Annotated in this window: 14 protein-coding genes; 2 read left to right on the top strand and 12 right to left on the bottom strand. The window is 62.7% G+C overall.

What is annotated here, in order from left to right:
* Positions 1–21: 21 nt before the first annotated feature.
* On the top strand, positions 22–741 hold the full coding sequence (locus QYH43_RS08300; RefSeq protein WP_095057423.1) for a 16S rRNA (uracil(1498)-N(3))-methyltransferase: 720 nt from the start codon (positions 22–24) through the stop codon (positions 739–741).
* 83 nt (positions 742–824) lie between these two features.
* On the opposite strand, the gene QYH43_RS08295 is transcribed toward QYH43_RS08300, so the two are convergent.
* Positions 825–1,442: a hemolysin III family protein gene (locus tag QYH43_RS08295; protein WP_301156859.1), complete on the bottom strand. Its 618-nt coding sequence runs from the start codon at positions 1,440–1,442 to the stop codon at positions 825–827.
* Positions 1,443–1,676: 234 nt separating this feature from the next.
* On the opposite strand from QYH43_RS08295, the gene QYH43_RS08290 reads away from it, so the two are divergent.
* Positions 1,677–2,591, top strand: coding sequence for a LysR substrate-binding domain-containing protein (locus QYH43_RS08290; RefSeq protein ID WP_053163230.1), 915 nt, complete (start codon positions 1,677–1,679; stop codon positions 2,589–2,591).
* A 109-nt stretch (positions 2,592–2,700) separates the two neighbouring features.
* Here the strand turns inward: QYH43_RS08290 and madM are convergent, their stop codons facing one another.
* The 11 genes from madM to QYH43_RS08235 form a co-directional block, all read right to left on the bottom strand.
* Entirely contained in the window at positions 2,701–3,465 is a 765-nt protein-coding gene (madM, locus tag QYH43_RS08285) for a malonate transporter subunit MadM (protein WP_053163234.1), read from the bottom strand.
* Position 3,466: 1 nt separating this feature from the next.
* Positions 3,467–3,883 (bottom strand): malonate transporter subunit MadL, encoded by a 417-nt coding sequence (gene madL / locus QYH43_RS08280; protein ID WP_053163237.1) that lies wholly within the window; start codon positions 3,881–3,883, stop codon positions 3,467–3,469.
* Positions 3,884–3,947: 64 nt separating this feature from the next.
* The gene (gene mdcH, locus QYH43_RS08275; protein ID WP_301156858.1) at positions 3,948–4,859 is read right to left on the bottom strand and encodes a malonate decarboxylase subunit epsilon; all 912 of its coding nucleotides are present in this window, start codon (positions 4,857–4,859) and stop codon (positions 3,948–3,950) included.
* The gene (locus QYH43_RS08270; protein ID WP_095057419.1) at positions 4,856–5,476 is read right to left on the bottom strand and encodes a malonate decarboxylase holo-ACP synthase; all 621 of its coding nucleotides are present in this window, start codon (positions 5,474–5,476) and stop codon (positions 4,856–4,858) included. The genes mdcH and QYH43_RS08270 overlap by 4 nt, the downstream gene beginning before the upstream one ends.
* Positions 5,470–6,273, bottom strand: a complete 804-nt coding sequence (gene mdcE / locus QYH43_RS08265) for a biotin-independent malonate decarboxylase subunit gamma (protein WP_301156857.1) — start codon at positions 6,271–6,273, stop codon at positions 5,470–5,472. The genes QYH43_RS08270 and mdcE overlap by 7 nt, the downstream gene beginning before the upstream one ends.
* Positions 6,270–7,121 (bottom strand): biotin-independent malonate decarboxylase subunit beta, encoded by an 852-nt coding sequence (locus QYH43_RS08260; protein ID WP_301156856.1) that lies wholly within the window; start codon positions 7,119–7,121, stop codon positions 6,270–6,272. Before QYH43_RS08260 ends, mdcE begins: the two co-directional genes overlap by 4 nt.
* Entirely contained in the window at positions 7,114–7,413 is a 300-nt protein-coding gene (locus tag QYH43_RS08255; RefSeq protein ID WP_095057416.1) for a malonate decarboxylase subunit delta, read from the bottom strand. The genes QYH43_RS08260 and QYH43_RS08255 overlap by 8 nt, the downstream gene beginning before the upstream one ends.
* On the bottom strand, positions 7,413–8,285 hold the full coding sequence (locus tag QYH43_RS08250) for a triphosphoribosyl-dephospho-CoA synthase (protein WP_301156855.1): 873 nt from the start codon (positions 8,283–8,285) through the stop codon (positions 7,413–7,415). The genes QYH43_RS08255 and QYH43_RS08250 overlap by 1 nt, the downstream gene beginning before the upstream one ends.
* Entirely contained in the window at positions 8,285–9,955 is a 1,671-nt protein-coding gene (mdcA, locus tag QYH43_RS08245) for a malonate decarboxylase subunit alpha (protein WP_008050304.1), read from the bottom strand. The genes QYH43_RS08250 and mdcA overlap by 1 nt, the downstream gene beginning before the upstream one ends.
* Positions 9,956–10,173: 218 nt before the next feature.
* Positions 10,174–10,632, bottom strand: a complete 459-nt coding sequence (locus QYH43_RS08240; protein ID WP_095057413.1) for a chemotaxis protein CheW — start codon at positions 10,630–10,632, stop codon at positions 10,174–10,176.
* Positions 10,625–16,627 carry an Hpt domain-containing protein gene (locus tag QYH43_RS08235; RefSeq protein ID WP_301156854.1) on the bottom strand — a complete coding sequence of 2,001 codons (6,003 nt, stop codon included), beginning with the start codon at positions 16,625–16,627 and terminating at the stop codon, positions 10,625–10,627. The genes QYH43_RS08240 and QYH43_RS08235 overlap by 8 nt, the downstream gene beginning before the upstream one ends.
* Positions 16,628–16,664: the final 37 nt, after the last annotated feature.

The following is a 16,664-nucleotide window of genomic DNA, read 5'->3' as shown; positions in this document are numbered from 1 at the left end:
CGAATTCAGCAGAGAACCACAATGAGACTGTCCCGCTTCTTTATCGACGCCCCCCTGAGCATCGGCGAGCACGAACTGCCCGAGGCCCAGGCCCATTACATCGGCCGCGTGCTGCGCATGGCCGAGGGCGATGCGCTGCAACTGTTCGATGGCTCGGGCCAGGAGTTTCGCGCCACGCTGGTCGAGGTCGGCAAGAAGCGCGTCGTGGTGCAGATTGACGACAGTTTTGCCGGCCAGGTCGAGTCGCCGCTGCACATCCATCTCGGCCAGGGTTTGTCCCGTGGCGAGCGCATGGACTGGGCGATTCAGAAAGCCACCGAACTGGGTGTCAGCGAAATCACGCCGATCTTCAGCGACCGTTGCGAAGTCAGGCTCAAGGACGAGCGCGCCGACAAGCGCTTGCTGCACTGGCGTCAGGTGGCAATCAGCGCCTGCGAGCAATGTGGCCGCTCCACAGTGCCGGTGATCCATCCGCCGTTGCTGCTGGCCGACTGGTTGAAACAGACTGAAGCCGAATTGAAATTGGTGCTGCATCCGGTGGCGGAGCCATTGGTCAGCCACGCCAAGCCTGCGACCCTGGCGTTTCTGATCGGGCCGGAGGGCGGGTTGTCGGATGCGGAAGTCGAGCAGGCCAAGGTCAGCGGCTTTCATGCTGCCCGCCTCGGCCCGCGCGTGTTGCGCACCGAAACCGCGCCGGTGGTGGCATTGGCGGTGGCCCAGCAGCTTTGGGGTGACTTCTAGGGCCCTTTCGCTGGCAAGCCAGCTCCTACAAAGATCAAAGGCATCTGTAGGAGCCGGCTTGCTGGCGAAGGCCGCGACGCGGTCTAGAGGACATAAAAGAAAATCGCCACAAAGTGCAGCAAGCTCCCGGCGATCACGAACAGATGCCAGATCCCGTGGGCATGCCGCAGGCGATGATCGAGGGCAAAAAAGATAATGCCCACGGTGTAGAAAATCCCGCCGGCCGCCAGCCAGGCAAACCCTGCTATACCCAATGCAGCCAACAGCGGCTTGACCGCCACCAGCACGATCCAGCCCATCACCGCGTAAATCACGATCGACAGGACCCGCGCCTCCGAGCGCGGTTTGATCTCTTGCAGGATGCCGATCAACGCCAGCCCCCAGACAATCCCGAACAACGTCCAGCCCCACGGCCCGCGCAAGCTCACCAGGCAGAACGGCGTGTAGCTGCCGGCGATCAACAGGTAGATCGAAAAGTGATCGACCTTCTGCATGATCGCTTTTTTGCGCCCGCGCACGCTGTGGTAAACGGTCGAAGCGCTGTAGAGCGACATCAAGGTAAACCCATAAATCGCCACGCTGACGATCTTCCATGGACTGCCGTCGAGGCTGGCGATCACCAGCATCCACACCACGCCGACCGTCGCCGCGACCGCTCCCACCAAGTGCGTCCATGCGTTCAGTCTTTCCCCGTGATACATAGGTTGCTCACCTCGCAATTCATTGCCGCAGAACGCAAGGCTCAGGCCTGAAGCGTAAAAGCGCAATGTTTCAGAACACAAATCCCCCTGTAGGAGCCGGCTTGCCGGCGATGGGGCCATGGAATTTTGCGCTGCTTTCAAGATTGCTATCGCCGGCAAGCCAGCGCCTACAAAGGCCTGCGTGGGCTTATGGAATTAGGCACAATCGAGGCATTCGAATAAGAGCCACACCCCATGCTGATCGATGAAGAGTTGACCCTGAAAAAGCTTGAGGTATTCCTGGCCTTCATGCGCACCGGCAACCTGGCGCGGGCCGCTGCCGAATTGCAGACCAGCAACGTCAGCGTGCATCGGGCGATCCATTCCCTGGAAAGCGCCCTGCGCTGCCCGTTGTTCAAGCACGAAGGCCGCAACCTGACACCGCTGGAAAGCGCTTATGTGCTGGAGGAGCGGGCGCAGAAGCTGATTCAGGATGTCGTCGAAAGCGTGCGCCTGACTCGCGAAGCCGCCGGGTTCTCCGCCGAACGCTTCAAACTCGGCTCACTGTATTCACTGACAGTGAAGACAGTGCCGCAGCTGATCATGGGTTTGAAGATCCGCCGTAGCGAACTCAACATCGACCTGATTCTGGGCTCCAATTTCGACCTGCTCTACAAGCTAAAGAACATGGAGGTCGATGCGATCCTGGTGTCGCTGGACGACAGTGTCAACGATCCGGATTGCGAGCAGATCCCGCTGTTTTCCGACGACATCTTCCTCGCCACACCCGCCGACTCCAAGTTTGCCCAACGAACCGAAGTTGACCTGGCCGAGGTTCGCGCCGAAACCTTCATCACCCTGACCCAGGGCTTCGCCACCCATCAGGACGGCAAGCGGGTATTCGAGCAGGCAGGGTTCGAACCGAAGGTGGCGATGCAGGTCAACGACATCTTCACCCTGCTGAGCATGGTCAGTTCGGGCGTCGGTTATGCGTTGCTGCCAGGAAGGATCGCGGCGGTGTACGAGAACCGTGTGAAGCTGATCCCATTGCAGGAAAAGTACCGGTTGCAGCAGCACATTGGCGTGGTGTTCCTGAAAGCCAAGGAGCGTGATCCGAATCTGCTGGCGTTGCTGGCGGAATGTCGGATGTACGCCAATCGGCAGGCTTGAAACCGTGTTGCCCCCATCGCCGGCACGCCGGCTCCTACAAAGACTGCGTAAATCCTGTAGGAGCCGGCTTGCCGGCGATGACGTCAGACCAGGCAATACAACTCGCGGTTTAGCCGACAATCCCGCGAACGATGAAGAACAACAACGAAGGCCCGAGCAGGCAGCCAAGCCCGGTGTGAAAGGTCGCGGTCAACGCGCCATAAGGTACCAGGCGCCGATCCGTCGCCGCCAATCCGGCGGTCACGCCACTGACCGTCCCGGCCAGCCCACCGAACACCATCGCCGAGCGCGGGTTATCCAGGCCCATCCAGCGCGCCGCCATCGGCGTGCCGACCATCACCAGAATCGCCTTGATCAGACCGGTGGCAATCGACAGCGCCACCACATCGGAACTGGCGCCAATGGCCGCGCCGGTCACTGGCCCGACAATGTAGGTCACCGCACCGGCACCAATGGTGGTCATGCTCACCGCATCGCGGTAACCGAAAACCCAGGCCAGGCAAGCACCGACAATAAACGGCAGCACTGTGCCCAACAGCAGCGCAATCACACCGATCAAACCGGCCTTTTTCGCCTCCGTGGCCTGAACTTCAAACGCCGTGGCGACGATGGCGAAATCCCGCAGCATGGCACCGCCCATCAACCCGATGCCGGAAAACAGCGTCAGGTCCGCCAGGCCTTTTTGCCCCCCGGTCATTGTGCCGCCGACCCAAGCCAGCACCAGGCCGATGACGATGGCAATCGCCGAGCCGTGGATGCGCCCGAAGGTCAGGCGTTTGGAAATCAGCACTGACACCCACATGATCACGCCGACAAAGGCGAATGCGGTGACCAGACCGTTGTGTTCCAGACCGCTCTTGATGAGATCCCACATATCAGCGACCTCCTGCCGGAGCGCCAACCGGCGTTACATCCACCGGTTCATCGGGCAAGGGCTCGCCTTTGTGGGTCCGGCTGATCAGGGCAATGGTGCAACCGCAGATCACTACCGAACCGATCGCCGCCAACACCGCCACCGGACCGCCATGCAGTGCCGTGACCACGTTTTGCTGCGCCGCCATCGCCACCACCACCGGGATGTACATCGCGCCCCAGAAGCCGACGCCCAGTTCGCAATCCTTGGTCATGCCGCCGTGGCGGTGCATCCACAACCGTGCGCAGATCAGCAGGATCATCGCGATCCCGACGCCGCCGACGTTTGACTTCACGCCTAGCAACACACCGAGCATGTCACCCATGATCACCCCTGCCAGCGTACAGATCGCCAACAGCGCCACACCGTAAATAATCATCGTCGTAGTCCTCAAAGTGCATTTCGAATGTTGTTTTTGTTGTTCGATGCCTTAAGTCGGGGATTTAAGAGTGGCGACTTCCCTCCTCACGCATCAGCGTCTGCAAGGTATCGAGCCGGGCACCGTCGTAGGCAATCACGGTGCCCTGCTCGAACACCCGGCGCGCCAGCCCGGTCAACACCGCACCGGGCGGCAGTTCGATCTGTAGACGTACGCCGCGCTCGTAAGCGCTTTGTACCGTGCCGCGCCAATCGACGATGCGGCACATGTTGAAGGCCAGGTCGTCACGCAAGGCTTCGGGCTTGATCAGCGGTCGCGCGCGACTGCCGCTCAGGTAGCCGATTTTCGGGGTGTGCAGCGACACCTGAGCGAAGGCTTCGGCCAACCGTTGTGCGGGCGCCTCAAGCAATGGGCAGTGGGACGGCACGCTCACTGCCAGACGTTTGGCCAGGCCAGCCCCGCAACCTTTCGCTAACTCTGCCAGCGCTTTCATCGCCGCGTCGCTACCGGCAATCACCAGCTGGTTATCGGCGTTGATATTGGCCAGATAAACCGGCATTTGCGCGCTGTGCACCCGGGCCAGCAACCCTTCCACGGTGGCCAGGTCCAGACCGATGATTGCGGTCATGCCGTAGCCCTGTGGATAAGCCTGTTGCATCAACTCACCGCGCAGGCTGACCAGATGCAACGCATCGCTGAAACCCAGGGCACCGGCCACCACCGCTGCCGGGTAAGCGCCGATCGACAAGCCGGCCACGTAGTCCGGGGCCATGGCCAACTGGCGTGAAGCGGCGACACCGGCGATCAGCAGGCAAAGCTGCACCGCCCTCGTCGACCGCAACGCCTCGGCAGAGTCCAGCTGCGTCACATCTTCACCGAGCAGGTCGCTTGCCTCGTTCAACGTTTCCCGAGGCAAACGCGCGAGCATGCCGGGTTGTTGTGCGCCCTGGCCGGGGAACACCAGCAAGCTGCTCATGCTGCTTGCTCCTGAGGATTCCACGGATCAGTCACCAGCGTGGCTTGGGTGGCACTTTTCAGCAGGACCCGCGACGAAGTGCCGGCCCATTCGCGCAAGGCAACGGCGCCCGACGGTGTCTGCAATTGCAGGTCAACGCGGCACAAGACGGCATCAAGAACGGCCACCAACGCCTGGGCGTCGCGACGACTCAACGGACTCGGCGTACGCAGGATCAGATCGAGGTCGCTACCCTCGTGCAAAGCGGCAAATCCACTGGCCAACTCGAACCCGGCGCTGCCGCTGACGCCCCAGACCCAACCACTGTCATCGAGGTGCGAGCGCAGTTGCGCCAAGGCCCGCAGCGCCGGGAAATCGCGCTGGCCTTGAACATGGCGAAGCTCTTCAGGCCGCACCCGCCGCGTAAGGGAAGAGACTTGCATCAACGCGGCAAATCGCTGTTCGCGCAACGGACCGCGCACGCCCACAGCCACCTGCCCCGCCGCGCTCAAGGCGCGACGGACCACCACCGGCTGACCGGCACTGATCGACTCGATCACCCAGGCAGGCGCATCCACAGGCAACTGCTGCGGGGTCATGCCCCACAGCAGGTCGTGAGCCAATAGCGTGCTCACCACTGCGCTCTCAGCAATTGGCGAACCTTGCTCGACGCCGCCCGATTGGCCGCCCCCAGACGACCGCTCAGATCACGGTCACCAGCAGCCACATCGCCAATCGCCTGATACAGGCACTCGGTCACCCGCACCAGATCCGCTGCCGTCGGCTGCTCGATCTGTTCCACCGACAGGGTTTCCCACAGCAGACCGAGGCTGGCATAGCTGTCGATGTCATAGGCCATCGGCGGCACGCTGGCCGCCAGGGCTTCGAGTTCTTCGACGCTGCGCAAGGTCACCCGCGCCGCCGATGCCTTGCCCATGGCGTGCACCATCACCCCCGGATCGCGCAGGGCGATCAAGCGATTGGCCTGATAGCCGTGGGCCAGAAACGCCCCGGACATTGCCTTGCCCACCAGCAAACCGATCACCGCATGACCCGCCAGACGGGCACGGGCATAACTGTCCGCCGCAGCGGCCAGTGCCTGATGAATGCCGAGGGCTTCTTCGCGTCGACCGTAAGCCTGGCTCGGCACGTCGACGATAGCGATCACGGCGCGCTTGTGTGTCTTGTTCTGATCGGCGGCGATGACTTCATCCACGGCCTTGGCCAGGCCCCAGCCTTCGAGCAAGCCCACCTCGCCGTTGCGTGCACGGACGAATCGGTTTTCCGGATCGGCCACCACCGCAATGAAACGCACCGGCTGATTGCCCAGCGAACCGTCCGCGACCTTCAGCGAAGCGGGCAAACCTTCGACCGCTTTCGCCCCGGCGCTCAAGGCGTTGAACCAGTTCAAGCCTCGCAGGGAATACGAACTCATGGGCGTTCTCCTTGGTACAGATCGCGAACCACAGACGGCTCGATTTGCGGTTCGGCGTCCAGACGCGCCAACCGTTGCAGGAACAGCTCGACCTGTTGGCTACGGGGTTGCGCCGGCAAACCTTGCTGGAGTAACTCACCCACCTGCTGTCGGATCTGCGCCACGTCGTCGGCAACATAGCGGTCCACCAGGCCACTGGCGAAGCGCTGCTCGCCACCGGCCAGGCTCCAAATGAAAGGCCGGTCGCGGGAATCGTATTCCTCAAGCCCGGCTTCCTGCTCGATCACCTGCGGGCCGTTCAGTCCGAGTCGCGCCTCCTGGGTCACCAACAGATAGCTGCACAACCCGGCGGCAATCGACATGCCACCAAAGCAACCGACACTGCCCGCCACCACACCGACCACGGGTTGATACCGCTGCAAATCGACAATCGCGGCGTGGATGTCGGCAATCGCCGCCAGGCCCAGATTGGCTTCCTGCAAGCGCACGCCGCCGGTTTCCAGCAGCAGCACGGCGCGGGTCGGGATGCCGTTGCGGTTGTCTTCGGCGGCCAGTTCCAGTGCGCCGGCAATTTTTGCTCCGCCGACTTCACCGAGGCTGCCGCCCTGGAACGCCCCTTCGATGGCCGCGATCACCACCGGCAAACCATCGAGATTGCCCTTGGCGATCACCACGCCGTCGTCGGCTTGCGGCACCACGCCCTGGCGCGACAACCACGGCGACATGATCCGCTGAAAGGGGTCGAGCAGCTCGCGGAAGGTACCGGCGTCGAGCAACGCCTTGGCCCGTTGCCGCGCACCGAGTTCGACGAAGCTGAGCTTGTTGAGCAGGGATGCGCTGTCAGTCATGGCCGATCTCCTCGAAGCCTTGTTCCAGACGCAGACGCACCACACCGGGAGTCGCGCCGAAATCGTGGATATCGATGTCCATCGCCGGTGGCGTCTGGCCGTCGAACATCCGTGCGAACAGATGGTGCCAGCGTTGTTCACTGCCATTGACCGAGGTCTGTACGTTGATCGTCAGCTTGCCGGCCTGACCCGGTTCGATCAGCACTTCCAGATCACCCGAGCCGACACAGCCCACCAGGGTACGACCGCGTGGCGGCTGCCCGGCGGGGAATTCAAAGGATAAGGTTTCCATCAAAACGCTCCCTGAAGGATGCCGTCGCGCTCGATACGGTCGAGCAACAGAGTGGCGGCGAACAAGTCGGCGGCACCACCGGGCGAGGCATTCAATGCGATGAGTTGTTGATCCAGTTCATGCAGACGGCGACGGCCCGCGAGGCTGGCAGTGCCGCCCGCGTCGAGCACCGCTTGAGCGCCGGATTGCATGGTATGCAGGCCTTCTTCCCCGGCGCGGTACAGCACGCAGGTGTCGGCCAGATTCGTCATGATCGCCAGCAGCGCATCGAGCCGGGCGTTCTGTTCCCCATGGCCGGCGGCGCGACTGCGCAGCAGTTGTGGCAGAGCCCGTTGGGTCACCGCCGGAAAACCCAGTTGCGCTTCTTCACGGGCGCCGCGAGCGCCGTAGCGTTGGGCGACTTGCACACCGTGACTGAGCGGGCGTGGAGCAAAACGATCGTCGAGCAGGGCCAACCGCGCAGCCCGTAACGCCACGCTATTGGCGCTGCAGGATTGAGGCTCCAGCGCCGCGGCAGTGATCAACAAGCCCAAGGCCCAGATCGCCCCGCGGTGGGTGTTCACCCCGCCGGTGGTGTCGAGCATGGCTTGCTCGCCTTCGCGACCGATGCGACCCACAGCTTCGCGCAGGGGTAAGCCGATCTCGCCGCACTTGATGGCGGCTTCAGCCATTTCCTTAAAGGCCGACCACAAGGACAACGCCGACGCGTGCATCAGCCCCAGGTGCAAATCGGTGTGGGCGCCATTGCCGCGACGGTCGACCAGTGCCGGTTTCGGCGACAGATCAGCTTCGTCGATCAGCGCGTCCACCGCCAGGTCCGCCAGCCATTCGGCCAGGCTCAGGGTTTTGGGTTGCAGGTTAAGTGCGCGCATTACCAGCTCCTGAACTTGGCGGGCGGGTTGTAGAGGCCACCGGACCACTCCACCAGATCGGCCACACTTTTTGCCGCGAGCAACTCGCGAGTGGCGTCGGTGCGGCGGATGCCGAGGTCCTCAGGCAAGGCGATCAGGCCTTCGCGGCGCATGCGCGCAGTGTCTTTGGGGTTGTGGCGCAGGCCGATGGCGGTCACCCCGGCGACGGCGGCGATCATCGCCTGGCGCTCTTCCAGTGAGCGCGCCTTGTACAGGTAGGCGATGCCTTCTTCGGTCAACAGGTGGGTCACGTCGTCGCCGTAGACCATGATCGGCGCCAACGGCATGCCGCTTTTCTTCGCCACATCGACCGCATCGAGGGTTTCGACGAAGGTTGGTTTGCCGCCCTCCTGGAAGGTCTCGACCATCTGCACCACGAGTTTCTTGCCGCGCTCGAGCATCGGTTCGGCCACATCGGTGTTGCGCATGTCGAGCCAGGCCGGAGTGCCGTGGCGGCGACCGCGCGGGTCGTGGCCCATGTTCGGTGCCCCGCCGAAACCGGCCAGGCGCCCGCGGGTAACGGTGGAGGAATGACCGTCGCCATCGACTTGCAAAGTCGCGCCGATGAACAGGTCCACGGCGTATTGCCCGGCCAGTTGGCTGAACATCCGATTGGAACGCAGGGAGCCGTCGCGTCCGGTAAAGAACACATCCGGTCGCGCCGCAATGTAGTTCTCCATCCCCAACTCGGTGCCGAAGCAATGCACGCTTTCGACCCAGCCACTTTCAATCGCCGGGATAAGTGTTGGGTGCGGGTTGAGGGTCCAGTTACGGCAGATCTTGCCTTTGAGGCCGAGGGATTCGCCGTAGGTCGGCAGGATCAGTTCGATGGCAGCGGTATTGAAACCGATGCCGTGATTAAGCGACTGCACGTTGTGTTTTTCGTAGATCCCGCGAATCGCCATCATCGCCATCAGCACGTGCACGGGCTTGATGTGCCGAGGGTCGCGGGTGAACAGCGGTTCGATATAGAACGGCTTGTCGGCCACCACCACGAAGTCGACCCAGGAGGCGGGAATGTCCACACGCGGCAGGTCGCTGACGTCGTCCACCAGCTGATTGACCTGGACGATGACGATGCCGTCGCTGAAGGCCGCCGGTTCGATCAGCGCCGGGGTGTCTTCGGTGCTCGGCCCGGTGTAGATGTTGCCGGCGCGGTCGGCCATGAACCCGGCCGACAGCACAACGTTGGGAATCAGGTCCACCACCAGCCGTGCGTAGAGCTCGATGTAGGTGTGGATCGCGCCGATTTCCAGCAGGCCGTCTTCAAGCAACTGGCTGATGCGCAGGCTTTGGGTACCGGCGAAAGAGAAGTCGAGCTTGCGGGCGATGCCACGCTCGAACAGGTCCAGGTGTTCGGAGCGTCCGACGCTGGGCATGATCATGTGCAGGTCATGCAGCTTCTCGGGGTCGGCCTTGGCCAGGGAGCGAGAAAGGAAATCCGCCTGCTTCTGGTTGTTGCCTTCGAGCACCACGCGGTCACCGGGCAGAATCAGCGCTTCCAGCGCCGCGACGATGTTATCGGTGGGCAACACCACGCCGTCGGCAAGACCTCGCACCAGCTCGAGACGCCGCTGCTTTTCGCTGCGCCGCCGCGTCCATCGCGAGTCGGGGGATATTGTTGTTGTCATGACCACTCCACGGGTTCGCTGTCGTGGAGCTACCTTAGGAGCGTTGGGTGGGGCGTATCAATCAAGCAGAGTGGAGGATCGTTACGCTCAGGTTAATGATCAATATGGGCGGCGTTCATGGCGGTCCCATCGCTGGCAAGCCAGCTCCTACAGGTATTTCGGTTGTACGCCAATGCCGAGTACATCCGATAACTCTGTAGGAGCAAGCTTGCTCGCGATCAGCCGATCAACCCGGCATCCACCAGCAACGCCTCAAGCGCCAACAGATCCGGCACCTTGGCCACTTGATCCCCCACTTGCACCGCCGCCTGCTCCAGCGAACACAACGGCACGTCCACGTAGCTCAACTGACTGTCGAGCTTGTAGGAGCGCGGGATGCCCTGCACCAGCAGGGCGATAAATTTCAGATCCGCACGACCGCCAAGGGCATTGAGAATGACGATGCGTGCACGCTCGCCAATCACGGTTTTCTGGCCACAGGCCGATTCGAAACTCAACAGCGGAATCTGCCGGTTGCGCCAAGTCACCCGCCCCAGATACCACGGCGGTGTGTCCAGATCGAACGTGCCCTGCTGATAATCGACCAGTTCAGCAACGGCGACGTTGGGCAGGATCAGGTTGCGGTCGGACAGGGGCAGCAGCAGGCCGGTGAGGTGACGGGTGCGGTGCTCAAGCATGAATTTTGCTCCACAGGGCGATGCTTTCGAGCAACACCGATTCCTGGTACGGCTTGCCGAGGTAGTCGTTGACGCCAATGGCCATGGCGCGGTCGCGGTGTTTCTGGCCGGTACGGGAGGTGATCATGATGATCGGCAGGTGTTGCAGGCGTTCGTCATTGCGCACCTGGGTCGCGACCTCGAAGCCATCCATGCGCGGCATCTCGATGTCGAGCAGCATCAGGTCGGGCATGTGCTCTTCGAGCAGCAACATGGCGTCGACGCCGTCTTTGGCGGTCAACACGTTCATGCCATGACGTTCGAGCAAACGGCTGGTGACCTTGCGCACCGTGACCGAATCGTCGACCACCATCACCAGTAATGGCCGCTGCGGCTCGGCCTCGACCTCGTGGCCCGACGCACGTTGCGGCACATGGGCTTGCAGGGCGCGGATCGGTGCCAGCAAATCCAGAATCAGCACCACCCGGCCATCGCCGAGGATCGTCGCCCCGGACACGCCTTGCACCGCTGCAAACTGCGGCCCCAGGCTCTTGACCACAATTTCGCGGGTGCCGGCCATGGCATCCACTTGCACGGCCACGTGCCGTTCGTTGCACTGCAGCAGCAATACCGGCAGCGGCAGGCTCTGGCCCAACAGCTTCGGACGGGGACTGGTTTTGAGCAACTCGCCCAGGTAAACCAACTCATAACGCTGACCCGCGTACTCGTAGGTCGGCGGATCGAGCCGATAATGGCCTTCGAGCTCATTGGGCAGTACGCGGACGATACCGTCGATGGTGTTGAGCGGGATCGCGTATTGATCCTCGCCACCTTGCACCATCAGCGCCCGGTTGACCGACACGGTAAACGGCAGGCGAATACGGAAATGCACGCCCTGCCCCGGCACCGAGTCGATGCTCATGGTCCCACCCAGTTGCCGCACCTCTTCGTGTACCACGTCCATGCCGACGCCGCGCCCAGAGATCTGGGTGATTTTCTCGGCGGTGGAAAACCCCGGTTGCAGGATGAACTGCAACACGTCGTGATCGCTGATGACACTGTCTGCGGTGAGCAGGCCGCGCTTGATCGCCTTGCGCCGCACCGCTTCGAGCGGCACACCGGCGCCGTCGTCGCGGATGTCGAAAATGATGTCGCCGCCCTCGCGCAGCAGGTCGAGGGTGATCTTGCCCTTCGCCGGTTTCCCCGCCGCCAACCGAGCCTCGGCGGACTCCAGGCCATGGTCGACCGCGTTGCGCAGCATGTGCTCCAGCGGCGCGGCCATGCGTTCAAGCACGTTGCGATCCATCTCGCCTTCGGCGTTATCGACGATGAAATCCACGTCCTTGCCCAGCTCGCTGGCCACCTGGCGGACGATGCGCTGCAAACGCGGCAGCATCCGCTCGAACGGCACCATGCGCGAGCGCATCAGGCCTTCCTGCAATTCCGTGTTGATGCGGCCCTGCTGCTGCAACAGGTTTTCCGCGTCCTGATTGCGCCGATCGAGGGTTTCCTTGAGGTCGAGCAGGTCGGACGCGGATTCGAACAACGCGCGGGACAGTTGCTGCAACTGTGAATGACGGTCCATTTCCAACGGGTCGAAGTCTTCGTAGCCCAGACGCTCCGCGTCGACGTGCTGACGACTGAGAATGCGCCCCTGGGTTTCGGTGTCGAGACGGCGCAACTGGTCGCGCATCCGCTCGATGGTGGTTTCCATCTCGTTCAGCGCGATCTGCGCATCGCTGACCTGTTGTTCGATCCGGCCACGAAAAATCGACGTTTCGCCGGCCAGGTTGACCAGATCATCGAGCAGCTCCGCCGAGACTTTGACCATGTCCGCACCGACATCCTGTTGCGGTGCCAGCGGTTCGGGTTTTGCTGTGGCGGGTGCAACAGATGTTTGCGGCACGGCCGGGTGGCTGAAATTCTTGATTGCGTCGATCAGGCGATCGGCCGGTGGCATCGGTTCGCCGGCGCGGGCGGCATCGAGCATTAGGGCGAGCCGGTCATGGCTGCGCTGCAACAGTGCAAACAACGGTGGGGTCGGCTGCAATATGCCGGTGGACAAGCCTTCGTAGAGAAACTCCAGTTCATGGGCCAGATCACCGATCGCGGTGATTTCCACCATCCGCGCGCCACCCTTGAGGGTGTGCAGGTCGCGCAGCAGGGTTTCCACTTCCTGACGGTTCGAAGGCTGCGCCTGCCAACGTGCCAGGGCTGCACCTGAGCTTTCGATAATGTCGAAACCTTCCTCCAGGAAGATCTCCAGCAGCTCGGGATCATGGCCCGGCGAGTCGTTACTGGCGGCGGGTTCGCTCACGTCGGCGTTGCCCGCGTGACCCTGACGGTAGGCGCGGATGGACTCAATCAGCTCTTCGCTGCCGCTCAGGGACTGATTGCGTTGCAGCTGTTCCAGATACAGTGCCAAGCGGTCATGGCTCTGTTGCAGCAGCAAGGCCAGCGCGTTACTGAAAGCGTAGCGGCGATCGACCAGGCCTTCGTAAAGGCTCTCCAGTTCATGGGCCAGGTCACCGACCGGCCCGACTTCGGCCATGCGCGCCCCGCCCTTGAGGGTGTGCAAGTCCCGTTGCAGGGAGGACAGCGGCGCGGCGTTGTCCGGGTCGCGCAGCCAGCGTTGCAAGGCCTGGCCGGCGCTGTCGAGAATATCCACCGCTTCTTCGAGGAAAATCTCGACGATTTCATCGTCCAGCCCGGCCGCTCGGCCCTCTGTAGGAGCTGGCTTGCCAGCGAAGGACTCACCGGCACCGTATTCTTCCAATGGAAACGCGACTTCGCTGACGTCCATCGCTGGCAAGCCAGCTCCTACATTGGAACGTGCCAGATCCGCTGTGGCGTCGCCCAATTCGCGGATGCTCAGGGTGCGGCTGCCGTCGCTGCGAATCAGGCCCATGGCCGATGGATCGAGGCCTTCATCGAGCAAGTCGCGCAAAGCCCTGATCCGCTGCGGTTGCGGGCTGACTTCCTGGCCCGCGGCCAGTTCGTCGAGCATGTTGATCAGCGCCTCGTGGGCCCCCTGCGCCTCCTGGAAAAACCGTTCGCTGACCGCCAGGCTGCTTTCTTCCACAGCGCCGTAGAGGTCGAGCAAGGCTTCGCATAATTCATCCACCGGATGCAGGTCGGCCAGGTGCGCGCCTTCGCCCAGGGTGGTCAGTTCGTCCAGCAGCGCGCTGAGTTCCTGACGCTCGCCGGGGTGTTGCTGCCAACGCTCCAACAGGCTTTCGGCGTCCAGCAGAATGTCCATACCCTGGGCGAGGAAGTTGTTGATCAACTGCGGATCACGCTTGAGGCGCAGCCCGGTATTTGGCTCGCTCAGGTGGGTTTCCAGACGCTCGGCCAGCAAGGCCCTGGCCTGCTCGATCACGCGCTGGGCACCAGGAATTGTCGCCAGCGGATCGCGCTTGATTTGACGCAAACCCAAGTGAAACAGCCCTTCGGCTTCCAGCAACAATTCGACTTCGTCCAGGTCCAGGGCAATCCGATGCGCCTTGTATTCCCTGGCCAACTGATCCAGCGGCGTCGCCAGTTCGGCAATCGGCAGGACACCCGCCATGGAGGCGCTGCCCTTGAGGGTGTGCAAGGCCCGTTGCAACTCGTCGCTGGCCTGCAACGGCACGTGTTCGGCGGCCTGCTCGAGGAAGCGGTCAAGGCTGCCGAGATGGGTTTCGGCCTCCTTGCGGAAGATCTCCAGCAACAACGGATCGAGCGCCGACACGTCTTGCGTGTCCTCGTCGGACACCGGCTCGGCACCCTTGGCCAAGGCATGGGCGCGGGCGGCCAACTGATCGACATCGTTGCGCTGACGCTGGGCGTTCGCGGCGTATTCGGCCACCAGCCCCGGCAGCAGGTTCAGCACATCGCCGATCAGCTGTTGCACCGTGGCACCCGGTTCGACGCTGTGTTCCAGCACGCGGTTGAGCAGGTTTTCCACCGCCCAGGCCAGCTCGCCAAGCACCAGCGCGCGCACCATCCGGCCGCTGCCCTTGAGCGTATGAAAGGCGCGACGCAGTTCACTGAGGGCCGAGCGGTTGTCGGGGTTGATCGACCAGCGCGGCAGGTATTCGCGAAGGATTTCCAGGACTTCGTCGGTTTCTTCCAGGAAGACTTCCCGCAGCTCCTCGTCCACCGGCGCCTCACCCGCGGGAGGCGGCAACAGGCTGCCCGGCGTGTTCAGCGCGGGAGGGTTCAGTGCCGATACCGGGCTGGCGAGCATGTCGGCCAGGGTCTGAACGAGCTGCGGATCATCCAGTTCCTGCATCAGTTGCATGGACTGCGCTTCACTGGGGCTCAGCACATCATCCAGTACCGGTACATGTTGCTCGCTGGGGAAAAAGCCGAGGGCCGCGAGACCTTTTTCCGCGACGTCGAGCACACTTTCGCCAGGCGCTTCCGGGTCATCGCTGAGACGCTCAAGGTAATACTCGATGCTGGTGATCACGTCGGCGAGGTTGTCCAGTTCCTGCCAACCCGGTTGACCCGGTTCAAGCAGCAAATGCTCGCGAATGAAGTGATTACAGGTCTCGACCAGGCTCGCCGCACGGCTCAGCGGAATCATCGCCAGCGCGCCACGCACCTGAGTCAGCAAGGCCGGCAATGCCTGCAAATGCTGGCAGTCCCAGTCCGCGTCGATGTAGTCGACGATCATGTCCTTGGCCTGCTGCAAGCAGATGCGGGCCTCCTTGATCACGATCTGGTGGATCTGCGTCAGGTCAGTGGTCGGCAGGCGACTGTCTTCCTGGCTCTCGGGTTCCACGGTGCCGACCATGCCGGCCAGCGTCGCTTCGACGTAGAGCAGCGCCCCGGCGACGTCCATGAGGATCGCGTCATCCGGCGCACGCTGGCCCTGGGCGAGGCTCAGCACCACCGCCAGTTGATCGATGATGACCTTGCGCGGCTGGCCGAAACCCAGCACCGCCAGGGTGTCGGCAATCTGCCGCAAAGGCGCCAGCAGGCTGTCGAGATCGGAGGTGTGCTGGCGGTCGCTGCGTACGAACAGGTCCAGGCGCTCCTTGACCCGCACCAGCTCTTCGCACAGAGCCGCCAGCACCGAGCGCATGGCGTCGCGGTCGGGACCGGCCAGCCGCGCGCGTTCTTCATCGACCATCGCGCTGTCGGGCAGTGCGTCGTCCAGCGAGTAGCGTTCTTTCATGGTCAGCATCTGCCCGGTGGGATGTTCGGCCTTGGCTATGTAGAACAGCAAGCTCTTGAGCAACTCCGGCGGTGCCGGCTGATTGATGCCGCGCATGCCCTGTTCGAGCAGGCGCTTGAGTTCCTTGTCGGCGTCCTTGAACAGACTGCGCAGTGCCGGGCTGTTGGCGATCACGCCGCTCCGCATGCCTTCGACCAGCGCCGAAGCGATCTGCCACAACGGACTCAAGGGTGCGTTGCCGGACACGCCTTCGAGGCGGGCGAAGACTTTGGCCAGGTAATCGAGGTTGGTTTCGCTGTCCTGCTCACGCAGAAACCCCACCAATGCCATCTGCAACATCTGCCGCAGCTTGCGCACCACACCGGGGAAATCCACCGGCTCGAGCTGTGCCAGCGCCTCATCCGTCAGCGACGGCAAGTCGGGCAGTTGTGGACTGAACAGACTGGTTTCCGACAACAGGTTTTCGCCACGGGCACTGCGCAGATCGTTGATCAGCGGCAACACCACCAGCGGCAGATCGCGGCGTGCGCCTTGTATTCGATCCAGATAAATCGGCAATTGCCCCAAGGCCTGCATCAACAGGTGCAACGCCTCGTCGCGATGGCTCACGCGATTGTCCTGCAAGGCCAGGGCGAGCTGTTCCATCTCTTCGGCGAGCAAGGCCGCGCCGTAGAACTCGACCATCTGCAAACTGCCGTGAACCTGATGGATGCACGAAAGGCTTTCATCCAGCGCGTGCGTCGCCTGCGGGTCATCGAGCACGGTTTCGATCGCGTGATGAGCCTGCTTCAGCGTTTCGGCAATCTCGCCTTTGACCCACTCAAGGGCCACATAGTCGTGCCGATCACCCATAACCACTCCAATCACAATTCAGATACCCATGGGCGGT

The sequence above is a fragment of the Pseudomonas sp. C32 genome (assembly GCF_030417915.1).
GTDB lineage: Bacteria > Pseudomonadota > Gammaproteobacteria > Pseudomonadales > Pseudomonadaceae > Aquipseudomonas.
Note: the sequence above shows the minus strand (reverse complement) of the source record. Positions and strands in the feature narration are given on the sequence as shown.

Excerpts from the sequence above, each read along its gene's own strand:
- QYH43_RS08300 (WP_095057423.1), top strand. The coding sequence starts at position 22 with ATGAGACTGTCCCGCTTCTTTATCGACGCCCCCCTGAGCATCGGCGAG.
- QYH43_RS08295 (WP_301156859.1), bottom strand. The coding sequence starts at position 1,442 with ATGTATCACGGGGAAAGACTGAACGCATGGACGCACTTGGTGGGAGCG.
- QYH43_RS08290 (WP_053163230.1), top strand. The coding sequence starts at position 1,677 with ATGCTGATCGATGAAGAGTTGACCCTGAAAAAGCTTGAGGTATTCCTG.
- madM (WP_053163234.1), bottom strand. The coding sequence starts at position 3,465 with ATGTGGGATCTCATCAAGAGCGGTCTGGAACACAACGGTCTGGTCACC.
- madL (WP_053163237.1), bottom strand. The coding sequence starts at position 3,883 with ATGATTATTTACGGTGTGGCGCTGTTGGCGATCTGTACGCTGGCAGGG.
- mdcH (WP_301156858.1), bottom strand. The coding sequence starts at position 4,859 with ATGAGCAGCTTGCTGGTGTTCCCCGGCCAGGGCGCACAACAACCCGGC.
- mdcE (WP_301156857.1), bottom strand. The coding sequence starts at position 6,273 with ATGAGTTCGTATTCCCTGCGAGGCTTGAACTGGTTCAACGCCTTGAGC.
- QYH43_RS08260 (WP_301156856.1), bottom strand. The coding sequence starts at position 7,121 with ATGACTGACAGCGCATCCCTGCTCAACAAGCTCAGCTTCGTCGAACTC.
- QYH43_RS08255 (WP_095057416.1), bottom strand. The coding sequence starts at position 7,413 with ATGGAAACCTTATCCTTTGAATTCCCCGCCGGGCAGCCGCCACGCGGT.
- QYH43_RS08250 (WP_301156855.1), bottom strand. The coding sequence starts at position 8,285 with ATGCGCGCACTTAACCTGCAACCCAAAACCCTGAGCCTGGCCGAATGG.
- mdcA (WP_008050304.1), bottom strand. The coding sequence starts at position 9,955 with ATGACAACAACAATATCCCCCGACTCGCGATGGACGCGGCGGCGCAGC.
- QYH43_RS08240 (WP_095057413.1), bottom strand. The coding sequence starts at position 10,632 with ATGCTTGAGCACCGCACCCGTCACCTCACCGGCCTGCTGCTGCCCCTG.
- QYH43_RS08235 (WP_301156854.1), bottom strand. The coding sequence starts at position 16,627 with ATGGGTGATCGGCACGACTATGTGGCCCTTGAGTGGGTCAAAGGCGAG.